We start from the raw sequence: 21,883 nt of genomic DNA, 5'->3' as shown, positions 1-21,883 counted from the left end.
AAAGTAGGTGAAAAAAATGAGAAGAAGTGTCCGAATTGGCATTGATGTGGGTGGAACTCATACGAAAGCTGTCGCAATCAACAATGACACGCAAGAGGTGCTTGGAAAGTCATCTGTAAAAACGACCCACAAAAGTGAGCAAGGGGTTGCAGAAGGTGTAGTGGCCTCTTTTATTAAGTGTTTAGCCGAAAATCAGATCCAGCCAGATGAAGTGGTCTTTGTCGCTCACAGCACAACCCAAGCCACCAATGCACTCTTAGAAGGAGATGTAGCGAAGGTCGGCATTATCAGTACAGCAAAGGGCGGCGTCGAAGGTTGGCTGGCAAAGTGGCAAACGGCATTAAAAGACATTGATTTAGGTACGGGAAGAAGTATTGAAGTCGTTGCTCGCTTTATTCCTAAAAAAGAGCTTTCAGAAGCAACAATCGAAGCGGCATTAGCAGAACTGCAACAGGCACAAACTCAGGTCATCGTGACTTCAGCAGCTTTTGGTGTAGATGATTTACAAACAGAAGAAAGGATCGCTGAAGTAGCCAAACGAAAGGGCATCGAAGTAACCTTGGCGTCGGAGATGACCAAACTATATGGGTTATCCCGGAGAACCCGTACCGCAGCAATCAATGCATCGATTTTGCCAACGATGCTGGAAACGGCAAATTCAACAGAAAATAGTGTTCGCCAAGCAGGTGTGGATGTACCACTGATGATCATGCGGGGCGATGGCGGGTTGATGGACATTGTTGAAATGAAAAAACGACCGGTGCTAACGATGCTTTCTGGTCCAGCAGCCAGCGTGATGGGAGCATTGATGTATCTGCGAACGTCGAACGGTATTTATTTTGAAGTAGGGGGAACTTCTACGAATCTTGGCGTGATCAAAAATGGTCGGCCAGTCATCGATTACTCAGAGATTGCAGGTCATAAGACGTATGTCAATTCATTAGATGTTCGCGTCCTAGGTGTGGCTGGCGGCAGTATGGTTCGAGTGAACAAAAAAGGCGTGATAGACGTCGGCCCAAGAAGTGCCCATATCGCTGGGTTAGAATATAGTACGTATCTGCCAGAAGAAGAGATCGTTGCACCAGAATTGGAGCTTTATGCACCAAAAGAAGGTGACCCAGCAGATTATGTTGCAATCAAACTTGCTAACGGGAAACGAATTACGATCACGAATTCTTGTGCAGCGAATGTCTTAGGATATGTCACAAAGGATGATTTTTCCTATGGCAATGCCCATTCGGCCAGAAAAGCCATGCAGCCTTTAGCGAAGTACTTAGAAACGACGGTGGAGGATGTCGCACAGCAAATATTGGATCAAGCAGTCCAAAAAATAGCACCTGTGATTCAATCTTTTGCCCGCAAGTATCAATTAGAGCCTAACCAAATGACTTTAGTAGGTGTAGGAGGAGGCGTCTCTTCACTGATCAAACATGCAGCGAAACAATTGTCGTTGAATTATAAAATACCTGAAAATGCTGAAGTGATTTCATCGATCGGTGTGGCGTTATCCGTCGTTCAAGACGTGGTGGAACGAATTGTCCCGAATCCAACAAAAGCGGATATTGCAGCAATCAAGCAAGAAGCAGCTACTTTGGCGATCGAGAGTGGGGCAACGCCTGATAGTATTGAAGTCTATATTGAAATCGATCCTCAGACGCAAAAAATTACTGCGCGAGCCTCCGGTACCACAGCTGCTCAAGCCGCTGAGCGTCAAAACCAAATTAACCGTGAAGAAGCGCAAGACATTGCCTATGCTGAGCTGCAAGTTGCTAAAGAAAACGTGGTTTCTTGTGCTACAAGTGAACATTTTTATGTTTATGGCGCAGCGACAAAAAAAGGCGATCGTGTTTGTGTCATTGATCATCGAGGCTTTATTCGCGTGCAAAGAGACCATGCAGATGTCGTGAAAACGACGATCCAAAGTTATAGTGAACAAATCGCTCGTCTTTGGGAAAGTATGGCGAACTACCAAAGTGATCTAGTCATCCGGCCAGATTTTTATATTTGTGCTGGACCGCGTCTCTTTGATTTTAGTTCGACAGATTATATCCAATTGATGATGTTGATCGATATTGAATTAAGTCAGCTGATTGGTACAGAAGAGATTATTATTATTGCTGCGAACCGCTTGCAGTAGGCCAAGGAAGGAATGAGATCCGTGAAAGTAGAAGAATTTTGCCAACATTTTTTACACCTATGGTCTCAAGCAACCAATCCTCACCTGCAGCTGTTCAAACAAGACCCCCTTCACGCCAAAGTTGATCCTGCGCAGGCAGAGTCCTTTATTGAAACTGCTGAAAGCATAGGTAAGCAAGAAGCCCGCTGGTATCGAGAGCATCCTCAAGAATTGCAAGGAATCATTGATTCATTAAAGATCAATGAACTGCCTGAAGCGCAAGCGCAACAGGAGCGCTATACCTTTGCTGTCTATAAAAAAACAGATCATATTATGATTGATCGCAATTTCTTGGCGCAAGCGCAGCATTTTATCGAAGCACAGCAATTAAGCCGATTACTTCCTGCGACGACACTTACGGAATTGGTTTTCATGCATGAAGTGTTTCATGTATTGGAATATCGTAAAAATCTCTGGACCATTCAAAGACAACTGCACTATCAGATAGGTTTTTTGAAAAAACAGGCACGTCTCTATTCCTTGAGTGAGATCGCTGCTGCATCTTTTGTACAGACGTTTTATCAGCTGGAAAATTCCCCTACATTGCTTGCTAGCTGCATAATCTATTGTAAAAATCCTGAGCTCGCTCAAGCGCTCGTTATGACTGCGTTAAAGGAACAAACCATTCACAGAAGCTATTGATCAATGGAAAAAAAGAATTAGTTTCTCTGCTCATATCAAGGTATATTGTTAGTGAAGAATATAACAATATTAGAGGTGGTATAAATGATGGAGCAATCTTGGTTGAATCTTAAGAATGAAGTCGTAGTTATTACTGGCGCTTTAGGTGGTATGGGGAAAAAAATCGCACAGGACTTTGCTGATCAAGGCGCACAACTTGCATTAGTTGATTTGCATGAGGAAAACCTTGCCAACTATGCTGTACAGCTAGCAGATCAATTCGGTGTGAAAGTAAACAGTTATGTCTGCAATTCGACGATCGAAGAGCAGGTAGATGCATTGGCAGAAAAGGTCAAAGAAGATTTTGGCCGCATTGATGTTTTGGTAAACACAGCGGCTATTTTGAAATTTTCATTGCTTGAAGATCTACCATTTGAAGAATGGAAACAAGTGATCGACGTCAACTTAAACGGCTACTTCTTGGTTTCTCAAAGAATCGGGCGAGTGATGATCGCACAAAAATCAGGGCGGATGGTGCATGTCTCAACGATCGCCTCAATCAGCCCTGAAACATATTCTGGTGCGTATAGCCCAAGTAAGGCTGGAGTTAATATGATGTCGAAACAAATGGCTGCAGAGTGGGGGCAGTACGGCCTTCGCAGCAATTGTGTCTTGCCATGCTTTGTGAAGACACCTTTATCCGCAAGCTTTTATGCAGACCCAGAAGTTGAAGAGGGGCGGAAACGTTTAACTGCCAATAAGCGAATCGGCGATGTGCAAGACATTGCTAATGCAGTCCTTTACTTAGCCAGCGAACGTTCCGATTATACGAACGGGCACGAATTACGTGTTGAAGGCGGTTTTGGGATCATGATGGGGGATCAAGTACCAAAACCTGGTGGGCGTAAACAGTATGCCATCAATTCTCGGCCGGAAAACCAAAAATAAATGGGGAAATGAAGTAAGTAATAACTGAACAGGGGAGACACTCATCTTTTCGACTTGTCCGAAAAAGATGGGTGTATTTCGTGATGCCTTAATACATGCGGTCTGACGAAGCAAGCTATTTGAAAGGAACTGATTTTTATGAAAAAAGAATTATTTGAACCGATCAAACTATCTTCTAGCGTTGAACTTAAAAATCGACTCGTTATGGCACCTATGACAACTCAATCTGCTTTTTACGATGGTGAAATAACGGAAGAGATCATTGAATACTATCGCTGTCGTGCCGGTGCAGCTGCGGCAGTGATCGTAGAAAGCTGCTTTATCGAAGAACATGGGCGTGGGTTTCCGGGAGCACTCGGGGTAGATACAGACAAGAAAATTGCTGGGCTCACTAGATTAGCAAAAGCCATCAAAGAAAAAGGCTCGAAAGCGATCCTGCAAATTTATCATGCTGGACGAATGGCATGGCCTGAGTACAATGGTGGAGTACAACCGATTTGCGCAAGTCCCGTCGCAGCGTTACGACCAAACGCACCTGTTCCGAAAGAAATGAGTAATGATGAGATCCTAACGATGATTCAACGATTTGGAGACGCGACTAGGCGTGCGATCAAAGCTGGTTACGATGGTGTGGAGATACATGGTGCGAATACCTTTTTGATCCAACAATTTTTCTCGCCCCATTCAAATCACAGAAACGACCATTGGGGAGGCAGTCTGGAAAAAAGAGCGCACTTTCCATTAGCCGTATTAAAAGAAGTACAGCGGGTCCGTCAAGAAGAATCGGTTGAAGACTTTGTTATCGGTTATCGTTTTTCGCCAGAAGAAATGGAAAAGCCTGGTATTTGTTTTGAAGAAACGATGTACTTGTTGAATCAACTAGCGAAAAGCAAGCCAGAGTACCTTCATTTTTCAATGGGAACCTATCATCGAAGTTCTATTATTGATAACGAGAGCAGCGAGCCATTGATTGTGAAGTTTTTAACAATGCGTTCGCCTGAACTTTCGACTATTCCGATTATAGGAGTGGGCTCTATCTTGCAACGAGAAGACGCAGAAGCAGCACTGAAAATTGGCTACGATTTGCTTGCCATCGGGAAAGGATTTTTAGTCGAACCTAATTGGGTTCAGATGATCGCCGAGAAGAAAGTTGTTCGTCATTTTGCTCTTAGTCATGCGCAAAGTGAGTTGAAAATCCCAACACCATTGTGGCAGTTTATGGAAGATATGGTCATTGATCCAGAAGAGGAGAAACAAAAGCATGAACGCTTGAAAGAACTCCAAAAGCGGAAAGTCGCTTACCAACCAGGGACATATCTTGTACAAGCCCAAGGACACAATAGTCCGATTGAAATGCAAGTGACTTTTTCAAAGGAAACGATTGAAAAGATTACGATTGATAAAGGCAATGAATCTGAAGGTTTATCTGATTTAGTCTTTACGAGAATTCCGGCACAGATCATTGAAGGACAAACGCTGAATGTCGATGCTGTTTCTGGTGCTTCTGCTTCCAGTCAAGGGGTGATCGCAGGGGTGGAAGAAGCGGTAAAACTTGCAGGCGCCGATGTAGAGGTCCTCAAAGCACGGCCAAAGCCAGTCGTGGCTTGGTCAGAAGAAGTGGTTGAAGAAGCAGTTGATGTAGTGATCATTGGCTCAGGCGCTGCTGGGCTTGCTGCTGCATTGCGAGCGGATCAGTTAGAACGAAAGGTCATCTTACTGGAAAAATTAAGTTTTGTGGGCGGAGCGATCTCTATTAGTGGTGGAAACCAAATCGTGACTGGTTCGAAACTACAACAGATTGCTGGTGTAAAAGATGATACACCGACAGCAATGGTGGCTGATTTTCTGGAAAACGGGAATGGGCTGAACGATCGAAACCTTTTGACCCTTTTCGCTGAGAACGTAGGAGAAACCACAGATTGGGTCCATGAATACTTAGGTGTAGCCTACGATATGGAGCAAGGGCTGCACGTCCTACCAGAATATCAAAAAAATCGCGAACTTGCTTATCAAGGGGGCGGCGCTGGATTTGCCCAAACCGTCCGTAAAACACTACAGAATAGTGCGGTTCAGGTCTTGCTCCAAACGAAAGCCCAACAGCTACTAGTAGATGATCAAAATAATGTCATAGGCGTTAAAGCCGTCGAAGAATCAGGGAAAACTCATATGATCTATGCCTCAACAGTCATTATGACAACCGGTGGCTATGGGAATAATGCCTCCTTACTCAAGGAAAGATTCAAGCAAATTTTGTATTATGGACCAAAATCTGCCACCGGCGATGGTCTGTTGATGGCAACCATCCCTGCTTTAAAGGCACAAACGCGAGCGATGGATCAAGGAAAAATCTATCCCAATGGATTGGAAATTTCTCAAGGGGTGGCGAAATCAACGATTGGTGGCAATCTGATCGTGTTGAAAGAAAACGGTATTCTAGTGAATCAATTTGGAAAGCGGGTAGTAAATGAGCGAGCTAGCAATAAGCTAGTATTAGAAGCATTATTAAGACAACGCTCGCCAATGCTTTATTTATTGCTAGACGGCAAACACTTTGAGCATTTCAGCCAAGGCGTAGCAGAAGGCGGAATCACCAGTGAAGAGCTGGCTTGTTGGATTGCGCAAGAAGGAAAGGCCACACCTCGTATTCTTAAAGCTGCCACGTTAGAACAGTTAGCCATCAAAGCGCAGATGCCTGTAGAACAACTGATCGAAACAGTGGATAATTTTAACTACTGGGTAGCGCAAGGAAGCGACGAAGAGTTTCACCGTGCACCTGAATACTTGCAAGAACCGATTGGTGCAGGTCCCTATTATCTTATCGAACAAAAGCCTCGGTTTGCGACTACGCTAGGTGGGTTAGCGGTCAATCGTTCGTTGCAAGTTTTGAATCAGCAAAACCAGCCCATTAAAGGGCTCTATGTTGCAGGTGAAGTTGTGGGAGGCGTCATGGGGTCAGACTCTCCATCAGGTGCCAATAATGCCTGGGCATTGACTTCTGGGAAATTAGCAGCAGAAGCTGTTTGGGAAATGACGAAAAGACCGAAAAAAGCGTAGAATCCGCTTTTTCGCTTTATTGCTAAATTGAGAAACCAGCGTCGATGACGGATCAGCTAGGAGAATCCTTCTATAATTCTCTTTCAGAAATTTGGCTAGAATCAGAGCGATTTAGATCGTTTCTCTAGATAATCAAATCAGCAAAAAAACCAGAACGATCCTTTCGGAGGTCCTGGTTTTTTCGTGTGATTTTCACAAACGTGTCCTATACGACTGATTGGTCTTCTGTATCCATTGTCTATCTACTTTGCAAAAAAACATAAGTGGTACATCGTTCTACCTCGGACTTGGAAGAGTGATCGGCGAACGCACGGGCATCTACAAAGGTTGGTGCGAAGATGGGGACGGTATCACCGACATCAAAGGTGCATATATTGCTTTCGCTAGACTTGATAAAGAGCAAAAGAACAGCGATTTGTTTCAAGGTGGACATAAATTGTGTGTGTCCGATAGCTTCTAAATCGGGTGTAATGACTAAAACAGCCTCGTTTGTTTCGGTAGGTTCGTAGCCATCTCCCCGTGTTTTTGACAACTTAAAGTGTATTTGAATAGAAGAAAACGTAAGAAATGGCAATCAAGCAAACCAACAATAAACCAGAGAGTGACAGAAAAAGCAGCATGATTCGTTTCTTCTTCAATCCAAGTACAAGTATCACTACATTCAATAGAAAGAAAACAAGTAAAATCGCTAAATATTCCATAACTGGTCCTCTTTTACGTTTTTATTTATCTTACCAGAGATTGCCGGCTTTTCCTAGCAGAAATTGGCTGAAAATGGCTTATTCAAGCGTCTTTCAAAATACTGTAAGTTAAATGAATTAAGGAAAATCAGGAGAACTTTTATGGCTCTGAGACGGTTGCGGCTTGTTTTTGCCAAGCGTCATATTTTAGCAATAAGTACTCGATCACAAAGAAAAGTGTTGCGGTCGTTTCAAAGGGAGCGATCGCATTTTCGGTTGGTTGGATCTCTGGATTTAAAAAGAAAATCGTTTCAGAACAAAGTTTAGAAACCGTTGAGTTTCTCAGCTTCGTGATCCCTATAGTGTTGATATTCCGCTGTTTCAGTTGCTTTGCTAGTTTGACAACGGTGGGTGACTCACCATTTAAAGTAATCAAAATCACTAAATCATCTGGCTCGATGATACGATAAAATTGTTCATTGACTGAGATCGCACCAAAATCGTAAACAAGTAGTCCATTAGGCAAAAATAAGAGTTTCATATAATTGGAAACAAGGTTTTGAATGTCCCCTGAACCATAGACAAAGATTCGTTTGGCATGAGCCATCATCTTACACAATGCTGTAAAATCTTTCTTTTTTAAATTTTCAATCGTTTGAATATGATTGTCGAGAATTTCTCCTTCAATCTCAGAGAGTAGGGCATTTTCTTGTTGTACCTCGTTCTTTAAATGGTATTTGAATTCTGAAAAGCCATCAAAGCCGATTTTTTGACAAAAGCGCATGATCGTCGTCCTAGAAACGATGCACTCCTTGGCTAAATCATTGATGGACATCGCCAAGCAGTGCTTTTTGTGAGTTGTGATGTAGGACCAGATCAAAAAGTCATTCTCGGTTAATCTTGACTGGTAGGTAGTGATACGGTCTTGCAGCATAGGCTATCTCCTCATTTTATCTCTCAATTGATTCTGTGTGACAATTCACATTTTATGTGAAAAAAACCTTTCAAATGTGAGAAACTTTTAAACAACGGAAAAGGGTTTCATAGCATCATTTTAATAGTAAAATGAGAATCAGTAAAGCGCTTAACTAAAAAACGTGAAGGACGAAAAACTATGATGAAAAAAATACAAAGGTTCGGCGGAGCGATGCTGGCACCGGTCATGCTGTTTTCCTTTTTTGGGATCGTTATCGGCTTTTCTCTGCTGTTTTCGAATCAAACGATCATGGGGGACATCGCAGCACCGGATACCCTCTGGTTCAAATTTTGGAATGTGATTGCAGCAGGAGGCTGGACACCCTTCTTCCAATTGCCACTTTTATTTGTAGTAGGGCTGCCGATCAGTCTAGCTAAAAAATACGCCGCCCGCGCTACGATGGAAGCACTCGTTACTTATATCGCTTTTAATTATTTTGTAAATGCAATTTTAACTTTGTGGCCAGAATCATTTGCGGTGGATTTAGCTCAAGGGGCAACTGCTGGTTCTGGGTTGACATCGATTGCGGGAATCATCACCTTAGATACCGGCATGATGGGCGGCTTGCTGATTTCGGGAATCGTTGTCTATCTCCACAATCGCTTTTATGAAAAAGAATTGCCAGAAATGCTGTCGAATTTCAGTGGCTCAGTCTTTGTAACCATGATTTCCTTTTTTGCCATGGTTCCTTTGGCAGTACTCATGTGTTTTGTCTGGCCAGTTATCCAAGAGGGAATGAGAAGTATGCAAGGCTTTTTCATTGAATCAGGAAACTTCGGTGTCTTTATTTATCAGTTCTTGCAAAAAATACTGATTCCAACAGGCTTGCATCACTTTGTTTATGCCCCGTTTGCCTATGACAGTGCGGTTGTCGAAGGGGGAATGGCCGTTTATTGGGCCTCCCACATTGGCGAGTTCCAAACTACTGCATTTTCGCTGAAAGAACTCTATCCGTTTGGTGGTTTCTCACTATCAGGAATGTCGAAAGTCTTTGGAACGGCAGGTCTGAGTTTAGCGATGATCCAAGCGGCTCGGCCTGATAAAAAGAAAAAAGTGATCGCATTGATTGCACCGGCAGCATTGACGGCTATTTTGACCGGAATCACTGAACCAATCGAGTTTACTTTCTTGTTTGTTGCACCAGCATTATGGTTCGTTCATGCTTTACTGGATGCTTCGATCGCCACAATCTCCTATGCTTTCGGGGTAGTCGGGGACTTTGGCGGCGGATTGATCAACTGGTTAGGTCTAAATTGGCTGCCCTTGTGGAAATTTCACAGTTCAACTTATATTACCCAAATCATTATCGGGCTGATTTTTACCGCTATCTGGTATTTTGTGTTCTCCTTTATGATCAAGAAGTTCAACTTAAAAACGCCTGGACGTGAGGATGATACTGCAGCAATGCAGTTGTATACAAAAGCAGATTATGACAACAAAAAGCAAGATGAAAAATTACCAAAACATGTGCGGCAAGCACAGGCCTATATGCACTTGGTAGGTGGGAAAGACAATGTCATTGATGTAACGAATTGTGCGACACGGCTGCGTTTGACTGTTAAGGATGCCGACAAAGTTGCAGATAGTACGCAGTTTCAAGAAGCAGGTGCCTCAGGATTGGTCAACCCTGGAAATGGCGGCATTCAAATCATTGTAGGATTAACGGTACCAACGGTTAGAGAATCATTCGAAGAACTAATGGCCGAATAAAACAGAATCACAAGGAGGAACAAGTACCATGAGTAAGAAAAAAAGTTCAATTTTAATTGCAGGTGGCGGAAGTACCTATACACCATCGCTAGTTATGATGTTATTAGAAAGTCAAGAGCGCTTTCCAGTTAGAAAAATCAAATTTTATGACAACGATGAAAAGCGACAAGAAACCGTAGCAAAAGCTTGTTCGATCATTATTGCTGAGCGAGCGCCAGAAGTACAGTTCGAATATTCAACCGATCCAAAGGAAGCTTTTACGGATGTCGATATCGTAATGGCACAGCTTCGTGTCGGAAAATATGCTATGCGGGAACAAGATGAGAAAATTCCTTTCAGGCATAATGTTGTCGGACAAGAGACCTGCGGACCTGGTGGTTTAGCTTATGGCCTGCGCTCGATTGGACCGATCTTAGAACTAGTCGACTACATGGAAAAATACTCGCCAGATGCCTGGCTTTTGAACTATTCCAACCCAGCAGCAGTCGTTGCCGAAGCGACCAGAAGATTCCGACCAAATTCAAGAATCATCAATATTTGTGATATGCCAGTTTGTTTGGAAGATATCATGGCGCGAGTGATTGGGTTGAAGGATCGGAAAGAATTTGAGACGAGCTATTTCGGCTTGAATCATTTTGGCTGGTGGACCAGCATCAAAGACCATGACGGCAATGACTTGATGCCACAAATCAGTGCGCATGTTCAAAAGTACGGCTACACCGAACAAACACAAAAAGGCCAGCATAAAGAAAGCAGTTGGCTGGAAACGATGTGGGCGGCTAAAGATCTGCACGAAATTGAACCAGAATTTTTATCGAATACCTATCTGAAATATTATTTGATGGCTGATGAAACGGTGGCTCATGCGGACAAAGAGTATACCCGTGCCAATGAGATCATTGACGGACGAGAGAAGTATGTGTTTGATGAATGCCGACGAATCGTTGCAAACAACACAGCAGTTGATACAACATTTGCTTCAAACGAACATGCGTCCTTTATTACAGACCTTGCTTGCGCACTAACCTTTAATACGAAAGAACGCATGATTCTTATTGTTGAAAACAACGGCGCAATTGCCAACTTTACCCATGATGCAATGGTGGAACTGCCTTGTCTAGTTGGAAAAGATGGCTACGAAGTCTTGTCGATCGGTGATATTCCAACATTCCAAAAGGGATTGATGGAGCAGCAGATCGCATCTGAAAAATTGGCAGTTGATGCTTGGGAACAAGAGTCTTACCAAAAATTGTGGCAATCCTTTACTATGAATAAAACTGTACCAAGTGCGAAAGTCGCCAAAGAAATATTAGATGAAATGATTGTGGCGAACGAACCATATTGGCCAGAACTTAAATAGGTTCAGCAGGTAAAAAGGAAAGGGATCGGCTGAAGGAATTTCCTTCAGCCGATCATAAACAAAGAATGGAAATCAAACACAAATTTCAAGTAATCTATTTTGTTCAATATGCAACGATGGCGATTTTGATGACACAAATCGTTCCTTTTTTAACTGAGCAAGGCTATGATGCGCTTGAAAGAGGCTGGTTTTTAGCCTCCTACAGCATCACGACAATTCTTTTTCAGTTAGTGATCGGCTATTATTCGGACAAGAGCAAACGATTAAAACGTATTTCGATGCTTCTGATGATCTTTCTGGTTTTCTTCTCCATTAGTTTTTATTGGTTAGGAAAAGACCACTGGCTGATCCATCTTCTGGTATTGGCTATTGCGGGTGGATTAGCCAATACAACAGCAACGGTGCTCGATAACTGGGTATTATCGGAGTCCAGTACTTCAAAAAGAATTGCTTCAATCAAAGCAAACGGCTCTTTAGGGTGGAGTATGATGAGTGTCTGCGTGCCATTCTTTTTATTTTCCAATAATTATCGCTGGTTTAGTTTGCCGCTGCTCCTCTTTTTGCTTATCAATTATACATTTTCACGAACGATCCCAGAGAAAAACGCCTTACCGCAAAAGCAAGGAACAGCAACAAACAGCGGTGTCTCGCTGGCAGACATTCTTCTGTTATGCAAAGACCGACGCTTTTTGGTTTATACGGGACTGTTCTTTCTCTTGTACTTGACAATCGTTGCGAACAATACGGTCGTTATCGACAAGCTGATTACAATGGAAAGAGGCAGTGAATTTGTTGGTCTGAAATGGTCGATCCAATCCTTTTGTGAAATTCCAGCGTACCTTTTGCTGAATCGCATGATTGCTAAATGGAAAAATGAGCGCTTGATTTTGATTGCAGGCATATTTTTAACCTTACAATTTTTTGTCTATTGGCTTGCTAGTAGCCCATTCTTACTTTTGGCAGCCAGTTTTCTGCAGTTTTTCACTGTACCGGCATTTACCATCGGCAGTCGAATGATTATCAGTGCTATTACACCGCCAGCTGTTTTTTCTTCTGGACAACTGATATCGATCAGTGTGTACATTGGTGCGGCATCGTTTCTTTCGCCATTAGCTGGCGGCTTTCTTTCGCAGGTGCTGTCCCTCGATACTGCCATCTTTATCTTTGGTTTATTGCCCTTCGTAGCTTTTCTTATCTATTCTAGCTGTCAGAGAACACTGTCGGCAATCTAAGGAGGAATTACGGATGCTTTTTAAAAGAAAAATAGAAATCTGTGCACCGGTAACAGGCCGACTGCTACCGATCGAAGAAGTACCAGATGAGGTATTTTCGTCTAAAATGATGGGAAATGGATTTGCCGTTTCTCATCATCACGGAAAAATCTATGCACCAGCAGCCGGGACGGTTCGAACGATTTTTCCAACACAGCATGCCTTAGCCGTTGAGTTGGTGGATGGCCGTTCCCTTTTGATCCATATGGGAATTGAAACAGTGGCGTTAGCAGGGGAGCCCTTCACGATCGCGGTCCAAGAAAACCAGTCAGTCACGACAGGTGAGTTGCTGGCAGAAATGGATGTAGCAGCAGTTGAGGAAATGGGCAAAGAGACCATGGTGATCGTTGTCTTCATGGAGGAACAAGGCGGGAAGTGCCTGCGAACAGACGGCGATATTCAGCAAGGAGAGGCTGTTTTTCACTTGAAATAACCGAATAAAAAAGGAGCGCATTCTCTTAGTTTCAAAGAGAGGCGCTCCTTTTTATTTACGAACCCGTAGAAATATAGTTCTTCAAACCTACTCGCCAAAAGAAGAAGGCGGGAAAGGCAAAGAGCAGACAAACCAACGGCGATAAGATCCACCAAGGATTAGTTACGCGACCAATGACATACAGAAACGGATAATACTGAAACCAAGCCATCGGCACGACGTAGGTCAATAAACGCAAGACGTGTTTTCCGTAGATACTGAAGGGGTAGCGGCCGAATTCGCGGGCACCATCGGTAAAAATATTCATAAATTCAAGTCCTTGGATCGTAAAGAAGGAAATGGCGGCATACACTAAGAACAATAGGGCGAAAAAGAGGGCGCCACAGACGATCATCAGAAAAAGAGTCAGGACATTTCCAAAATGCCAAGCAATTCCACTATTAGGAATCGCATAAGCAAACAACAGCAAGGCTTGAATAAAACGGCCGAGACGCGAGAATTCCATTTTGGAAGCTAAGACTTGAAAAATCAAGGAGCGAGGACGCACGAGTGCCCGATCGAACTCGCCATTACTGATCATTTGTGGAAAAAGATCGAACCCGCGAAAGAAGCATTCCGCAATCGAAAAGGCAAACAAAACCGTCGCAAAGGAAAGCAAGACTTCTTCAAAGGTGAAGCCATCCACTTGATGAAACCGGGTAAACATAAACCAAATGCCTAAAAAAGCAGTAAAGGAACCTAGAAATTGTCCCAAAGCAGTTAACACAAAGGAAACTTTATATTGCATCTGACTTTTGAGATGAATACAAAAATAATGCCAATAAACCATATTCCTTAACCTCCTTGCACAACGACACGCTTGAGTGCCTGCTGCAGCCAAATTTTTCCGATCACGATCAAAAGTACGAGCCAAAACGCTTGTAAGAGCAATGCAGAAACAAGCGCAAAGCCAGTCAGATCCCCGTTGTAAATTCGCAGCGGGACGTTTTGCATGGAAGCAAAAGGCAATAGTTCCACGAATTGGCGAAAAGGCTGTGGAAAGAAAGGCAGAGGAATGACCCCGCCAGCTAAAAATTCACCGATGGAGCTGATGACGATCCGCACCCCGATGGAGGATAATGTGTAAAAAGTCGAGATATAGACCAGCTGCGACATAGCGATCACTACACCTAAACTCAGCGCCATAGACAAAAGAAACAAGAACAGGGCAACGATGTTTGCTGGCAGAATCAAGCGATAAGGTGCTGGCAGTAAAAAGGCAATCACAAAAATCGGTCCGCAACGCAAGACGGCTTTTGCTAAGCGATTGGCAGCCGATTGGCAAAACCAGCGATTGTATAGATCCATCGGCCGCACAAGTTCGTAGGCGATCGTCCCTGTGGTGATGGTATTGAAAATTTCTGCCTCAAAGAACCACAACATAAATAAAGACAAGAAGGCTTGCTGGAGCCAAACATAGGAGACGGTTTGTTGAAAGGTCATGGGAAAGGCACTAGGATCTGCTTGGTAAAAGGCGTGGAATGCCAGAATTTCCATCAAGCCCCAAGCTAGTTGCGTAGCCATCCCGGCAATTGCCGCCGAGCGGTATTGCAAGGTATTGATAAAGCGAATGCGGAAAAATGCCTGATACTTCCTCATATTTGATACTCCTGATACAGCTTAGCGACCATTTCTTCGGCGGTGATACTGGCAACGGCCAAATCGGTGATCTCGACTTGATTGCTGAGCAGACTGAGCAGCTGAGCGACCGACACTTCTTTGGGATCAAGTTTCAGAACAAGGCGACCAACGTCTTTTTGAAGCAGCTGGACGTTTTCTGGCAGATGAGGTTCATTCCCTTGATAGTCGATCTCCAGCGTTTTGACATCAGAAAAACGATGCTTTAGTTCATCGAGGCGACCATCCAGCAAAATTTGCCCTTTGCCGATCAACAGAATTCGCTGTGTCAGCGCCTCGATATCTTGCATATCGTGGGTCGTCAGGATGACTGTGGTGCCTTTTTCTTGGTTTCTTTTTTTAATAAACTGACGCACGGCAATCTTTGATACAGCATCTAAACCGATGGTGGGTTCATCAAGAAATAAGATTTTGGGGTCATGGAGTAAGGAGGCGGCGATCTCACAGCGCATACGCTGACCGAGACTCAAGGACCGAGCAGGGGTTTTTAAGATCTCACCTAAATCTAGTAAGGTGACTAATTCTTCTAGGTTGCGCTGATAACTAGCAGCGTCGACTTTGTAGATATCACGGATCAAATCAAAGCTGTCATTGACGGGGACATCCCACCAGAGTTGACTGCGCTGCCCGAAGACGACGCCGATGTCTTTGACATGTTGAATACGTTCTTGCCAAGGCGTACGACCATTGATGTGACAAATGCCTTGATCAGGGGTCAAAATCCCGCACATGATTTTTATGGTGGTACTTTTTCCAGCACCATTAGGCCCGATGTAGCCAACCATTTCGCCTTCATTGATGGTAAAGCTGATGTCTTGCAACGCATGGACGGTGGTGGTTTCACGAGAAAGAAATGCTTTGGCTGCTTGGCGAAAGCCGCTTTTTCGCTTGGACACTTGGAAGGTCTTGCTGAGGTGTTCTACTTGGATCATTTGGATTCACTCACTTTCTTTTGACAAACGCGACAAAAAGAGCATTCGAAATCGAATACTCGCAACGAGTTGGTCCAAACGAACATGGTTGGGGCAGCGGTTCGTCAGCCAAACAAAAGTAGGAACAGTGTAGCATAAGAGAGCGCTTTTTTCAAACACTACTTATATTTTTTTGAGGGCAGCGAAAGAAAAAACGTGGTTTGTTGGATAAAATACGCAAAATAACTGTTTTTATTTTTTATTTGTTGTAAATACTGAGGAAACTCAGTATCATTAGAAACAAGCCGATAGCGGCTAAGCAGTTTCTGGATATATGGGGAACCAAGTGATGGACTGTGTCATGATTTGTCGTAACCCAATCCTGCAAAATGCAATGAGCAAACAATGGAGGAGAGCATGAAAGCAGTAAAGAACTTATTTATTTTGATTGGCTTATTCTTACTAAGTCAAGTAGGGATGACCGTATTCAGTGTGGTAAAAATCTATTATTTGGAAGCAGGAGAGCCGAGGATTCCTGCGATGATGAGCTACGGGTTGATTGCCTTGCTTTTGGCAAACATTGGCCTACTGATGTATTTGGCTCGGAAGCTAGGACTTGCCACCTTTGACTTTGGGTGGTCAACGAAGCGCAACTGGCTATGGATCATCGGTGGTTTTGTTTTAGGTCGAGTCGTTGCTGTTGGTGGTACCATGTATCTGCAGCATATATCCGATCAAGAGGCGACCGCGAATGATGCATTGTTAGGGGAACTGTTTACAGGCGAAAATCCGCTTTTGATCTTCCTATTGATCGCTGTGGCGGCGCCAATCATGGAAGAAATCGTTTTCCGTGGTGGGTTTATCGGCCTTTTATTCAAGAAATACCCGATAGTCGGGATCATTTCAAGTGTAGCCGTTTTTAGTATCATCCATTCCGTCACCAATCTGGTCGAGTTTTTGATCTACGGTGCTATGGGGCTGATCATGGCGTTGATTTATGTAAAAACCAAGCGCTTAGAAACAGCCATCGCCATGCATTTTCTCAATAATGCCTTGGCGGCGATCGCAATGATCTTGTTAGGTTAAGAAGTCAGCAAAAAACCACCGATCAAAACGATTCGGTGGTTTTTGTTTACTCTGGCAGTTGTCCTTGTTCAAAGGGTAATTGTTCCAGTTCTTCTGCAGTAAAGAGGAGATCGCCTTCGTCTTCGATAGAAAATGCGTCACCTGCTGCAGATTTTTGATAGGCGCGCGCTTTATTCATATTACGAAGATAAAGATCCTTGTTTGCATTTAATTCTGGTGCAGCTAAATTGTCTTCGCGATTGCTGCGAATGACGATTTTGCTTGTTTGCGTGCCAAAATGAAAACCGTGATAACCCGAAACCATTAATTGGCTGGCATTTTCGCTGCTGTATTCTTTATAACCCGACAGACGGCCCGTTTTTACCATTGGCCGATCGATCGTATAAGTGATCAAGTATTCCGTATCTTCAGGCAGCTGAATCACTTGTCCGGTTTCCTGATTTGTTATCTCAGTGGCAGGCAAGTGGTACTTTTTAATAGAAGTGATCGTTAGGTCTTCTTTTGTGAAAAAGACTGGATCGATCCAAAATCCTGCCAGCAAAATCGTACTTAAGCTAATACTGAGAACAGTCAAAAGGGCGATCAATACGAGGCCAATTCGTTTTCGGTGGGTGGTCAGATTGAGTTCTTGGACCATCTGTTTGTCTTCTTTTAATAAATAGTCCAAGGTCAATTCAAAATAGTTGCTCAGTTTGACTACTTGGTCTAGATCAGGATAGCTCTTGCCGTTTTCCCATTTTGAAATCAGTTGCCGAGTGACAAAAAATTCCTGCGCCAATTGTTCTTGCGTGAGATTTCGTTTGGTGCGTTCTTCTTTAATAATTTTCCCAATATCCATGTGTCTGTTTTGCCTCCATCATTCTTCTTATATATTATAGCAAACTCTTTTCTATGCGAACGAGGATCTATGAAATTAACGATGCAACAAAGGGTAACATCCTTTATTTATCAATGTTTCTACTTGTTGCACTGTCTTTCTATTCTGGAAGCTTTCAGTGCTGGTCAGAAAAAGAAAGGGCCAGTAGAGTGAAGTATGTTTGATCAAATTTGACGGAGAAAGGAGAAACGATCGAATGAAGACAAAACACCTTATGGTTCCAATTGGCTATACCCAATTCTTCGCTTCCTTACTGGTGATTCTCGTTCACTGTGGTCGACTGGCAGAAAACAACGAGCTTCATTTTTTGTTAAAGAGTCTCTTATGTCGTTTGGCGGTTCCTTTTTTTCTCCTGCTGAATGGCTATTTTTTTCAAAAGAGCACCTGTTCATGGCAGCAATGGTGCAAACGACAATTCAAGCTTTATTTGCGTTGGTCGATCGTGTATCTTCCCTTAGGTTGGTTTTATTTAGGACAGCAAAATCTTGCCGATCCATTACGGGTCATCGGTTTGGCTGCTGGCTTTTTAACAGTAGGGGTCTGGTACCATCTTTGGTATTTTCCAGCGTTGCTCTTTGGCATGTGGTTAGTAAGGAAAACCCGTTTTCTTGGCTATCGGTGGCAGTTTTTACTGGCGATCAGTTTGTATTTGATTGGCTGTCTTGAAACGTACAGCAGTTATTTAAGTGGACCTTTATTGGTATTTTATCAAAATTATCGGACTCTATTTTTTACAACGAGAAACGGTCTTTTTTATGGGTTTCTTTTTTTGCTGTGCGGGTTTTGTTTAGGTGAACACCAGAAACGTCCTTTTTTCACGAAGCATCTTGGCAGAAAATTCGCGGTCTCTCTTTGCTTATTAGGCATTGAAGGTCGACTCGTGTATCTCAATCAGGGGGACGATAAGAATTTCATGCTGTTCTTTGTGCCGACGACTCTTTTTTTCCTTGCTTGGCTGATCAAGCAGCAACCACAAAAGCGGACTTGGCAAGCAAAACAAGCAGCTGAGGCTAGTCGATTGATCTTTCTGAGTCACCCGCTGTTTCTGGAATCCGGGAAAGTCTTTTTTTTACTAGGAGGGTTTCCGTTGTTCTTTTATACGATAGTTTTAACGGGAGCCTTTCTCGGCTTGAGGAAAGTGGGCAGTCATTTCAAATCCTATGCTGTTGGGTTTGCTAAAAAAACAGTTGATGAAAAGAAAAGCGCCTAAAGCATTGCTGCACCAAGGATAAAACCAAGTTACACTTTTTTTAAATAGCAGCAGAGTTCTAAGTTTTTCTTCATTTCAGACCCTAGACGTAGGCTTTGCAAGAAAACCTATAGTACAATAACAGCAGTAAGAGGGAAAAATCCCTGAAAAAGAGATCAACACTTGGAGGATATAGTGATGAAAAAACAGACTCGAAAACCAGCGATGATTTTAGCGACTCTCTTGGTATCTAGCCAAGTTTTATTAGCAGCACCACAAGTTTTTGCTGACGAAACCAATTCAACGACGAGCAGTTCCACTGCAACAAGCAGTTCTACCGCAACGACAGCCACTACCGACAGTCAAACAAGTACCTCTGACAGCAGTTCAGATCGTTTGCAAGTCAATGCTGTGGCGATCGGAAATGCCTTGACGAAAGCACAAGAAGACTACACACTTGAGCGCTTAGGCATCCAAGGCGAAACACCGATTTATACGACAAACGGTAATGACTTGATGAAATACATTCCCGATGGCGGCTTTACTGCAGATTGGGCGGTCTATAGCTCGGTCAGAATGCAGACTTTAGAAAGCGGGGCAGGAATCACTGTCGATATCGCGACACCAGATAACATTACCCGCATCACTGCAGCCCAGTACCAAAATGCAGCGCTGACGGCAGGGATCACTGATGCGAAGCTAACGGTCGCTTCTGCCGTACCGATCGACGGTTCCGGAGCTTTAGCTGGGGTATACAAAATCGTTGAAGAATCAGGCGGTGTCATCAATCAGAATCGAGTAGCCGTAGCTCAAGATGAGATGGATGTGCTGTCTACGATCACCGAAGAGAATAAAGATAAAGAAGGCTATTCCGATGAAGCTTTGAATGCAGCGCAAGAACAAGCGAAAACCGATTTGGCTGCTCAAACTGCAGATGGTACGGAATTAACCCAAGCAGATATTCAAGAAACAGTAGAAAAAGCCTTGAAGGACAACGGACTTGAAGGAATCGTTACGGAAAATCAAATTTCTGAGTTGACCTCTTTGATGAGCGACATGCGAGACAACAATATCTTCGATGACTTCATCAAAGAATTGGATCTGTCAGAAGCCCGCAAGCAAATCGAAGAAACCTCTAAGGGACTTTGGGAAAATATCAAGAGCTTCTTTAGCGGCATCTGGTCTTCGATCACCGGTGTCTTCGGCAATGACTCAAATGAGTCTAACAATAGCAGCGAATCAACCGTTGATTCTGGGCAATAAGCATTTTACAAAATAACACATTTCGCTTGTATTAAGAAAAAAGAGAAGCGGAGCATCAGACGATAGCGCACGTCTGAGGGCTTTCGATGTCCTCTGCTTTCTTTGCTAAAACAGGAGCAGTCTTTATTAAAAAAGAAGGAGGGCAATCAGATGAATTTTTTAGGCAACGTGATTTGGTTTGTCTTTGGCGGCTTGATCGGTGCGATCTCATGGTTTTTGGCTGGGTGTTTATGGTGTATCACCATCATCGGCATTCCCATTGGTCTGCAATGTTTTAAGTTTGCGACGTTGTCACTCGCACCATTTGGGAAAGACATCGTTTACCGTGGCGGTGGCGTGTCCGTGATTCTAAATATTTTATGGTTGATTTTTTCTGGTATACCACTGGCTTTAGGCCATTTAGCTAGCGCAGTCATTCTAGCCATCACGATCATCGGCATTCCATTTGCGGCGCAATCATTGAAAATGGCGCGCTTAGCGTTGATGCCCTTTGGAGCAGAGATTGTGTCTAGTCGTTATTGATTTACCTAAAAAAGATAGTCTTAAAAAACCACATTACAGAGCGGATAGCTTTGTGATGTGGTTTTTTTGCGAACATTAGCAAGAGTAAGGGACAAGATTTTTGGCAGGCTCAGCGCATTTGAGATTCAGAACTGAAAAAGTTGATAAGAAACCAACGAAGAGTACAGAAAAAACGCACAAGTTTTTTTGCATATCAACTGTGATTCACAAAAGAATTAGCGAAACGCAGAAAAATGTAAGTTTTTTCTTCCCTTCTCAGGGTTCTTTGATTTTTGAAATGGAGCGTCGAATTTTGGCAATCGATTGTTGCGCTTTGTCTCGATTGATAAACATTAAGATGACATAGAGGGAATCCATGATGCTCAGTTGAGCGATTCTGGATGCCAATGCCTCTGAGCGAAACTCAGTTTCTTCGGAAATAGAGATGAAAACCACGTCGCCGAGTTTGGCTAAAGGGGAAGCAGCATGGCTAGTAATGACGATAATTTTGGCACCATTGTTTTTGGCAACTTGAGCTAGTTCAATGGTTTCTCTTGATTTTCCAGTATGAGAGATAAAAATGCCGCAATCATCTGGCGTCAACAATGAAGCCTCCATCAGTTGGATGTGATAATCACTGCTGTGAAAAACAGTGATCGGCGAGCGCAAAAATTTGTGATAGGCATCGGTTGCCACGATCTCTGAACCACCAACGCCGAAGAAAAAAAGTCGTTTAGATTGATTGATCATTGCAGCAGCAAGCTTTAAATCTTCTTCTTTCAAAAGATTTTTGGTATCAGTCAATGTGGTCATATTGGAATCAAATACTTTTTGAGCCATAGTCAATTCATTATCAGACTTCTGGATATTTTCATGGATCGAAATGGCAGAAAAATCATTTTCCTGCATCAGCATTGCCATTTTGAAGTCTTTAAATCCGTTGTAACCGAGTTTTTTTGTGAATTGAAAAAAGGTCGAATCAGCGATGCCTAATTCATTGGATAAATCACTGATTGAACTGTGGCTGACTTTACTAGGATTTTCCAAAATGTAGTCGGCAATCGCTTGTTCTTTGAGACTTAAGTCTTTATAAAGCGTTTTTATTTGCAGGCGAATCGAAACAGTCAAAGACGGTTACCTCCTTTATATG

The 21,883-nt window shown here is 43.1% G+C and carries 18 protein-coding genes; 12 read left to right on the top strand and 6 right to left on the bottom strand.

The features are described 5' to 3' along the window. The first annotated feature begins 16 nt into the window (after positions 1-16). The 4 genes from ACIPK1_RS02755 (at position 17) to ACIPK1_RS02740 (ending at position 6,799) form a co-directional block, all read left to right on the top strand. Complete coding sequence (locus ACIPK1_RS02755) at positions 17-2,137, top strand: hydantoinase/oxoprolinase family protein (protein WP_400449875.1); 2,121 nt, start codon at positions 17-19, stop codon at positions 2,135-2,137. Positions 2,138-2,149: 12 nt separating this feature from the next. After that, positions 2,150-2,818: a hypothetical protein gene (locus ACIPK1_RS02750; RefSeq protein ID WP_301388869.1), complete on the top strand. Its 669-nt coding sequence runs from the start codon at positions 2,150-2,152 to the stop codon at positions 2,816-2,818. Positions 2,819-2,905: 87 nt separating this feature from the next. Beyond that, the gene (locus ACIPK1_RS02745; RefSeq protein WP_061053223.1) at positions 2,906-3,745 is read left to right on the top strand and encodes an SDR family NAD(P)-dependent oxidoreductase; all 840 of its coding nucleotides are present in this window, start codon (positions 2,906-2,908) and stop codon (positions 3,743-3,745) included. 138 nt (positions 3,746-3,883) lie between these two features. Continuing rightward, positions 3,884-6,799 (top strand): NADH-dependent flavin oxidoreductase, encoded by a 2,916-nt coding sequence (locus ACIPK1_RS02740; protein WP_301388872.1) that lies wholly within the window; start codon positions 3,884-3,886, stop codon positions 6,797-6,799. 840 nt (positions 6,800-7,639) lie between these two features. On the opposite strand, the gene ACIPK1_RS02735 is transcribed toward ACIPK1_RS02740, so the two are convergent. Continuing rightward, positions 7,640-8,413 carry a MurR/RpiR family transcriptional regulator gene (locus ACIPK1_RS02735; RefSeq protein ID WP_016621673.1) on the bottom strand — a complete coding sequence of 258 codons (774 nt, stop codon included), beginning with the start codon at positions 8,411-8,413 and terminating at the stop codon, positions 7,640-7,642. Positions 8,414-8,593: 180 nt separating this feature from the next. On the opposite strand from ACIPK1_RS02735, the gene ACIPK1_RS02730 reads away from it, so the two are divergent. The 4 genes from ACIPK1_RS02730 (at position 8,594) to ACIPK1_RS02715 (ending at position 13,229) form a co-directional block, all read left to right on the top strand. Beyond that, positions 8,594-10,165, top strand: a complete 1,572-nt coding sequence (locus ACIPK1_RS02730) for an alpha-glucoside-specific PTS transporter subunit IIBC (RefSeq protein ID WP_016612789.1) — start codon at positions 8,594-8,596, stop codon at positions 10,163-10,165. A 28-nt stretch (positions 10,166-10,193) separates the two neighbouring features. Continuing rightward, a complete protein-coding gene (locus ACIPK1_RS02725; RefSeq protein WP_301388876.1) occupies positions 10,194-11,525 on the top strand; it encodes a 6-phospho-alpha-glucosidase in 1,332 nt (443 codons plus the stop codon). A 65-nt stretch (positions 11,526-11,590) separates the two neighbouring features. Further along, positions 11,591-12,757 (top strand): MFS transporter, encoded by a 1,167-nt coding sequence (locus ACIPK1_RS02720; protein WP_010749958.1) that lies wholly within the window; start codon positions 11,591-11,593, stop codon positions 12,755-12,757. Positions 12,758-12,770: 13 nt separating this feature from the next. Then, a complete protein-coding gene (locus tag ACIPK1_RS02715; RefSeq protein ID WP_016621670.1) occupies positions 12,771-13,229 on the top strand; it encodes a PTS glucose transporter subunit IIA in 459 nt (152 codons plus the stop codon). Positions 13,230-13,284: 55 nt separating this feature from the next. Here the strand turns inward: ACIPK1_RS02715 and ACIPK1_RS02710 are convergent, their stop codons facing one another. Genes ACIPK1_RS02710 through ACIPK1_RS02700 form a run of 3 tightly spaced genes read right to left on the bottom strand, consistent with a single transcriptional unit; the run spans position 13,285 to position 15,838 of the window. Next, a complete protein-coding gene (locus tag ACIPK1_RS02710; RefSeq protein WP_005228413.1) occupies positions 13,285-14,058 on the bottom strand; it encodes an ABC transporter permease in 774 nt (257 codons plus the stop codon). 5 nt (positions 14,059-14,063) lie between these two features. Then, complete coding sequence (locus ACIPK1_RS02705) at positions 14,064-14,867, bottom strand: hypothetical protein (protein ID WP_016621669.1); 804 nt, start codon at positions 14,865-14,867, stop codon at positions 14,064-14,066. After that, positions 14,864-15,838: an ATP-binding cassette domain-containing protein gene (locus ACIPK1_RS02700; protein WP_005234036.1), complete on the bottom strand. Its 975-nt coding sequence runs from the start codon at positions 15,836-15,838 to the stop codon at positions 14,864-14,866. The genes ACIPK1_RS02705 and ACIPK1_RS02700 overlap by 4 nt, the downstream gene beginning before the upstream one ends. A gap of 396 nt (positions 15,839-16,234) precedes the next feature. Between ACIPK1_RS02700 and ACIPK1_RS02695 the strand changes: the two genes are divergently transcribed. Continuing rightward, entirely contained in the window at positions 16,235-16,903 is a 669-nt protein-coding gene (locus tag ACIPK1_RS02695; protein WP_034872126.1) for a CPBP family intramembrane glutamic endopeptidase, read from the top strand. A gap of 46 nt (positions 16,904-16,949) precedes the next feature. Here ACIPK1_RS02695 and ACIPK1_RS02690 read toward each other — a convergent pair whose 3' ends face one another. Next, entirely contained in the window at positions 16,950-17,741 is a 792-nt protein-coding gene (locus tag ACIPK1_RS02690; RefSeq protein WP_008380558.1) for a helix-turn-helix domain-containing protein, read from the bottom strand. 235 nt (positions 17,742-17,976) lie between these two features. Here ACIPK1_RS02690 and ACIPK1_RS02685 point away from each other — a divergent pair, with 235 nt between their 5' ends. The 3 genes from ACIPK1_RS02685 (at position 17,977) to ACIPK1_RS02675 (ending at position 20,754) form a co-directional block, all read left to right on the top strand. Then, positions 17,977-18,990 (top strand): acyltransferase, encoded by a 1,014-nt coding sequence (locus tag ACIPK1_RS02685; RefSeq protein WP_016621666.1) that lies wholly within the window; start codon positions 17,977-17,979, stop codon positions 18,988-18,990. 177 nt (positions 18,991-19,167) lie between these two features. Beyond that, entirely contained in the window at positions 19,168-20,232 is a 1,065-nt protein-coding gene (locus ACIPK1_RS02680) for a DUF1002 domain-containing protein (protein ID WP_008380562.1), read from the top strand. A gap of 150 nt (positions 20,233-20,382) precedes the next feature. Then, entirely contained in the window at positions 20,383-20,754 is a 372-nt protein-coding gene (locus tag ACIPK1_RS02675; RefSeq protein WP_010749951.1) for a YccF domain-containing protein, read from the top strand. A gap of 255 nt (positions 20,755-21,009) precedes the next feature. On the opposite strand, the gene ACIPK1_RS02670 is transcribed toward ACIPK1_RS02675, so the two are convergent. Beyond that, complete coding sequence (locus tag ACIPK1_RS02670; protein WP_005228428.1) at positions 21,010-21,861, bottom strand: MurR/RpiR family transcriptional regulator; 852 nt, start codon at positions 21,859-21,861, stop codon at positions 21,010-21,012. Positions 21,862-21,883 lie beyond the last annotated feature (22 nt).

Source organism: Enterococcus sp. NPDC086594, from assembly GCF_044746145.1.
Classification (GTDB): domain Bacteria; phylum Bacillota; class Bacilli; order Lactobacillales; family Enterococcaceae; genus Enterococcus_D; species Enterococcus_D entomosocium.
The sequence above is the reverse complement of the archived record's forward strand: the minus strand, read 5'-3'. Positions and strand labels throughout refer to the sequence as shown.

What these genes read in the sequence shown, in the direction of transcription:
- ACIPK1_RS02755 (WP_400449875.1), top strand. Translation starts at nt 17, where the DNA reads ATGAGAAGAAGTGTCCGAATTGGCATTGATGTGGGTGGAACTCATACG.
- ACIPK1_RS02750 (WP_301388869.1), top strand. Translation starts at nt 2,150, where the DNA reads ATGAGATCCGTGAAAGTAGAAGAATTTTGCCAACATTTTTTACACCTA.
- ACIPK1_RS02745 (WP_061053223.1), top strand. Translation starts at nt 2,906, where the DNA reads ATGGAGCAATCTTGGTTGAATCTTAAGAATGAAGTCGTAGTTATTACT.
- ACIPK1_RS02740 (WP_301388872.1), top strand. Translation starts at nt 3,884, where the DNA reads ATGAAAAAAGAATTATTTGAACCGATCAAACTATCTTCTAGCGTTGAA.
- ACIPK1_RS02735 (WP_016621673.1), bottom strand. Translation starts at nt 8,413, where the DNA reads ATGCTGCAAGACCGTATCACTACCTACCAGTCAAGATTAACCGAGAAT.
- ACIPK1_RS02730 (WP_016612789.1), top strand. Translation starts at nt 8,594, where the DNA reads ATGATGAAAAAAATACAAAGGTTCGGCGGAGCGATGCTGGCACCGGTC.
- ACIPK1_RS02725 (WP_301388876.1), top strand. Translation starts at nt 10,194, where the DNA reads ATGAGTAAGAAAAAAAGTTCAATTTTAATTGCAGGTGGCGGAAGTACC.
- ACIPK1_RS02720 (WP_010749958.1), top strand. Translation starts at nt 11,591, where the DNA reads ATGGAAATCAAACACAAATTTCAAGTAATCTATTTTGTTCAATATGCA.
- ACIPK1_RS02715 (WP_016621670.1), top strand. Translation starts at nt 12,771, where the DNA reads ATGCTTTTTAAAAGAAAAATAGAAATCTGTGCACCGGTAACAGGCCGA.
- ACIPK1_RS02710 (WP_005228413.1), bottom strand. Translation starts at nt 14,058, where the DNA reads ATGGTTTATTGGCATTATTTTTGTATTCATCTCAAAAGTCAGATGCAA.
- ACIPK1_RS02705 (WP_016621669.1), bottom strand. Translation starts at nt 14,867, where the DNA reads ATGAGGAAGTATCAGGCATTTTTCCGCATTCGCTTTATCAATACCTTG.
- ACIPK1_RS02700 (WP_005234036.1), bottom strand. Translation starts at nt 15,838, where the DNA reads ATGATCCAAGTAGAACACCTCAGCAAGACCTTCCAAGTGTCCAAGCGA.
- ACIPK1_RS02695 (WP_034872126.1), top strand. Translation starts at nt 16,235, where the DNA reads ATGAAAGCAGTAAAGAACTTATTTATTTTGATTGGCTTATTCTTACTA.
- ACIPK1_RS02690 (WP_008380558.1), bottom strand. Translation starts at nt 17,741, where the DNA reads ATGGATATTGGGAAAATTATTAAAGAAGAACGCACCAAACGAAATCTC.
- ACIPK1_RS02685 (WP_016621666.1), top strand. Translation starts at nt 17,977, where the DNA reads ATGAAGACAAAACACCTTATGGTTCCAATTGGCTATACCCAATTCTTC.
- ACIPK1_RS02680 (WP_008380562.1), top strand. Translation starts at nt 19,168, where the DNA reads ATGAAAAAACAGACTCGAAAACCAGCGATGATTTTAGCGACTCTCTTG.
- ACIPK1_RS02675 (WP_010749951.1), top strand. Translation starts at nt 20,383, where the DNA reads ATGAATTTTTTAGGCAACGTGATTTGGTTTGTCTTTGGCGGCTTGATC.